Raw genomic sequence first — 4,216 nt, 5'->3', positions numbered from 1 at the left:
AAAAACCGCGCGTCGCAGCCCGGCTCTATCACCCGACCGGCGCGGGCGGCGAACACCGCGGTGGACAACCGGTCGGCGATCCCGGCCTGACATTCGGCGCCGGCCACGGTACTCACAGCCACCGCGTCGATCAGCCGTTCGGCCAGGTTCTGTTCAAAGGCCCGTTCGGGGCCGAAAGCCCGGGCCGCCCCGCGTACCGGCAACACCAGCAGCCCCGGCCGCAGCACCTCAACGCCGAGGGCGCGGGGCACCAGTTCGTCCACCGCGGCGAGCACCGGCTCGAAGCACCGGGCGTCGCGGTCGGTGTCCGCGGCCACCACATGCAGCCGCGGGCAGCGGGCCGCGGCCTCTCGGCGCCGCAGTCCGCGCCGTACTCCCGCGGCGCGGGCGGCCGACGAGCAGGCGAGCACCCGGTTGGCCAGGGTGACCGCGACCGGGGCGCTAGCCGGCAGGCCCGCGGCTGCCGCCGCAGCGGCCGCGGGCCAATCCATGCACCAGATCGCTAATACCCGAGACGACACCGCAGTGCCTCACCCAGCTGGAGACCCGGCTTGAAACCGTGCTCGAGACCCAGCTTGAGGCCCGGGCACCCGCCCCCGCACCTGCACCTCGAGCCGCACCGCGCTGATCCGTCCGAATCCGGGGACGGCTCCGCCCGCTATCTCATAGCCGCACACCCGGGCATCCAGCCGCAGCGCCGCGCCCGGCCAGTCGCCGCCGGTGACCAGCAGGGCGCAGCCCTTCTGGCGGGAGCGGGCCGTCACCGCCCGGGCCCGCGCCGGCGGCACCGAGCGCCCGCCCAGCCCGAGGACCACCAGATCCATTCCATCCACAAGCACCGCGGCGACCTCCACCGGATCGGTGCCGGGATCGGGGATCACCGCCAGCCGGCTCAGGTCGGCGCCCATCTCGGCGGCGGCCAGCAGGCCGGTGTCCGGCTGGCCGACGATGGCCGCGTTGCCCCCGGCGGCCGTCACCGCGGCCACCATGCCCAACGCCAGCGACCGGGCTCCCGACAACACCGCCACCGTTCCCCGCGGCAACCCAGCGGGCAGCGCTTCGGCCAGTGACTCCGGGACCGGCAGCAAAGGCTCCGGCGCCGGCCCGGACGTTTCGCCGCGCCATCCGGGCCCCACCTTCCCGGACACCGCCGCCATCCGCCGGCGCAGCTGTTCCAGCTGGTCAGCCCGCCGATCGGAAAGAGCGGGCGCCGTCATGGGTCCCTCCTGATGTCCAAATTTATCGAAACTATGTTCGATATGACCGAGTGAACACCCCCCCACCGACATCGTCAAGCAGGGTCGTCACTGGCTCATCACGGGCATCGTGAACCACACACGTCCCTCGGAAGCTGGGTGTGGACCCGCTGGAAATGGATAGCGCGTGTGCTATCACTCTCGATCACGTGCCATGTCAGGTTTGGCGGTACGCAAGTGGCGGATGTGGTCAAAGGGTGGTGCGCCCGGCAGGACAGGGCAGGGACAGTCACTCCCACTCGATGGTGCCGGGCGGCTTGCTGGTGACGTCCAGCACCACCCGGTTGACCTCGGGCACTTCGTTGGTGATCCGCGTGGAAATGCGCTCGCACACCTCGTAGGGCACCCGGGTCCAGTCCGCGGTCATGGCGTCCTCGCTGGACACCGGACGCAACACGATCGGGTGTCCGTAGGTGCGGCCGTCGCCCTGCACGCCGACCGAGCGGATGTCGGCGAGCAGCACCACCGGGCACTGCCAGATCTGGTTGTCCAGGCCGGCGGCGGTCAGTTCCTCGCGGGCGATCGCGTCGGCGTGCCGCAGCGTGTCCAGCCGCGCCGCGGTGACCTCACCGACGATTCGGATTCCCAGCCCCGGACCCGGAAAGGGCTGGCGTGCAACGATTTCCTCGGGCAGGCCCAACTCGCGACCGACCGCGCGCACCTCGTCTTTGAACAGCAGCCGCAGCGGTTCGACGAGGGTGAACTTCAAGTCGTCAGGCAGGCCGCCGACGTTGTGGTGGCTCTTGATGTTCGCCGTACCCGTCCCGCCGCCGGATTCGACCACGTCCGGATACAGCGTGCCCTGCACGAGGAACTCGATGGCGTCCCCGGCCCCACCGCCCATGGCGTCTCGCACCGCGGTCTCGAAAGCCCGGATGAACTGCCGGCCGATGATCTTGCGCTTGCCCTCGGGGTTGCTCACCCCGGACAGTGCCCGCAGGAAGGTGTCCCGGGCGTCGACGGTGATCAGTCGCGCGCCGGTGGCGGCGACGAAGTCGCGCTGCACCTGCTCGCGCTCGCCGGCGCGCAGCAGCCCGTGGTCGACGAAGACACAGGTCAACCTCCCCCCGATGGCGCGCTGCACCAGCGCCGCGGCCACCGCGGAGTCCACGCCGCCGGAGAGGCCGCAGATCGCATGGCCGTCGCCGATCCGCTCGCGCACCTGCCCGACGAGTGCGTCGGCGATGCCGGCCGCCGTCCAGTCCGCGCCGAGTCCGGCGAACTCGTGCAGAAACCGGCTGAGCACCTGCTGTCCGTGCGGGGTGTGGATCACCTCCGGGTGATACTGCACGCCGGCCAGACGGCGGGCCCGGTCCTCGAACGCCGCCACCGGAGCGCCGGCCGTGCTGGCCACCACGTCGAACCCGTCCGGTGCGGCAGTGACCGCGTCGCCGTGGCTCATCCACACCTGCTGCGTGTCAGCCAGACCCGAATGCAGCTCGCCACCAAGGACTTTCATCTCGGTGCGGCCGTATTCGCTGGTGCCGGTTCGTGCTACGGTGCCGCCCAGGGCCTGCGCCATCGCCTGAAAGCCGTAGCAGATGCCGAACACCGGAACCCCCAGGTCGAACAGTGCCGGATCCAGTTGCGGCGCGCCGTCGGCGTAGACGCTGGCCGGCCCGCCGGAGAGCACGATCGCCTGCGGGTCGCGGGCCTTGATCCCGGCGACCGGCGCGGTGTGCGGAACGACTTCGGAGAACACCTGGGCCTCACGGATCCGCCGGGCTATCAGCTGGGCGTACTGTGCACCGAAGTCGACCACCAGAACCGGACGCGGCGATGCTGACTGCACGGCTTGAGTCTATTGAGGGCGCAACCGCAACGGCGAAAACGCAGCCGGTTCGGCTGCAGACGCGATGAAGACGTGATGAAGTGGTACGGCCCCGAGCCGAAAGGAGTCGCTGTGCTGGGACTGCCCGAGACGGTGCACGCCTGCCTGTTCGACCTCGACGGTGTGCTCACCGACACCGCGAGCGTGCACGCCAAGGCCTGGAAGGCGATGTTCGACGCCTACCTGCAGCAGCGGGCCGAGCACACCGGCGAACCGTTCGCGCCGTTTGATCCGGTCACCGACTACCTGCGTTACGTCGACGGCAAGAAACGCGAAGACGGGGTTCGGTCGTTTCTGGCCAGCCGGGGCATCGAACTGCCCGAGGGCGGCCCCGACGACCCGCCCGGCGCGGAGACGGTGCACGGCCTGGGTGCTCGCAAGAACGTGGCGTTCCAGCAGACGCTGCACGACGACGGCGTCGCCGTGTTCGACGGGTCGCGGCGCTACCTTGAGGCGGTCGCCGCCGCGGGCCTTTCCACGGCGGTGGTGTCAGCAAGCGCCAACACCCGCGACGTTTTGGAGATCACCGGGCTGAACCGCTACATCCAGCACCGCGTCGACGGGGTGACGCTGCGCACCGAACACCTCGCGGGCAAGCCGGCGCCGGATTCCTTCCTGCGGGCCGCACAGCTGCTGGCGGTCCCTCCCGCCGCGGCCGCGGTGTTCGAAGACGCCCTGTCCGGTGTGGCGGCCGGGCGGGCCGGTAACTTCGGCTTCGTGGTGGGTGTCGACCGGGTCGGTCAGGCCGAGGAGCTGCGCGAAAGCGGCGCCGACGTCGTGGTCACCGATCTTGCGGAACTGCTGTAGGCGGCGATGATGATTCCGGAACAGATTTTTCCCGTCGAACCCTGGCAGGTGCGCGAGACCCATCTCGACCTGGACGTGCTGGCGCAAGCCGAGTCGTTGTTCGCGCTTTCCAACGGGCACATCGGGCTACGCGGCAACCTCGACGAAGGTGAGCCGTCGGGCCTGCCCGGCACCTACCTGAATTCGTTCTACGAGGTGCGGCCACTGCCCTACGCCGAAGCCGGATACGGCTATCCCGAGGCCGGCCAGACCGTCGTCAACGTCACCAACGGCAAGATCATCCGGCTGATGGTCGACGACGAGCCGTTCGACGTCCGCTACG

Annotated in this window: 4 protein-coding genes and 1 pseudogene; 2 read left to right on the top strand and 3 right to left on the bottom strand. The window is 70.1% G+C overall.

What is annotated here, in order from left to right; translation table 11 throughout:
* The 3 genes from AC2VON_RS22690 to guaA form a co-directional block, all read right to left on the bottom strand.
* On the bottom strand, positions 1-491 hold a 491-nt coding region (locus AC2VON_RS22690), incomplete at its 3' end, for a Y-family DNA polymerase (RefSeq protein ID WP_486954886.1).
* Positions 492-530: 39 nt separating this feature from the next.
* Positions 531-1,217 carry a hypothetical protein gene (locus AC2VON_RS22685; protein WP_486954885.1) on the bottom strand — a complete coding sequence of 229 codons (687 nt, stop codon included), beginning with the start codon at positions 1,215-1,217 and terminating at the stop codon, positions 531-533.
* 268 nt (positions 1,218-1,485) lie between these two features.
* A complete protein-coding gene (guaA, locus tag AC2VON_RS22680; protein WP_486954884.1) occupies positions 1,486-3,048 on the bottom strand; it encodes a glutamine-hydrolyzing GMP synthase in 1,563 nt (520 codons plus the stop codon).
* Between the two features lie 75 nt (positions 3,049-3,123).
* Here guaA and AC2VON_RS22675 point away from each other — a divergent pair, with 75 nt between their 5' ends.
* Together AC2VON_RS22675 and AC2VON_RS22670 are read left to right on the top strand one after the other, a co-directional pair.
* Entirely contained in the window at positions 3,124-3,894 is a 771-nt protein-coding gene (locus AC2VON_RS22675; RefSeq protein WP_486954883.1) for a beta-phosphoglucomutase family hydrolase, read from the top strand.
* A gap of 9 nt (positions 3,895-3,903) precedes the next feature.
* A pseudogene (locus AC2VON_RS22670) lies at positions 3,904-4,216 on the top strand (family 65 glycosyl hydrolase); the annotation flags it as partial.

The sequence above is a fragment of the Mycobacterium sp. TH-M82 genome, assembly GCF_057473605.1.
Note: the sequence above shows the minus strand (reverse complement) of the source record. Positions and strands in the feature narration are given on the sequence as shown.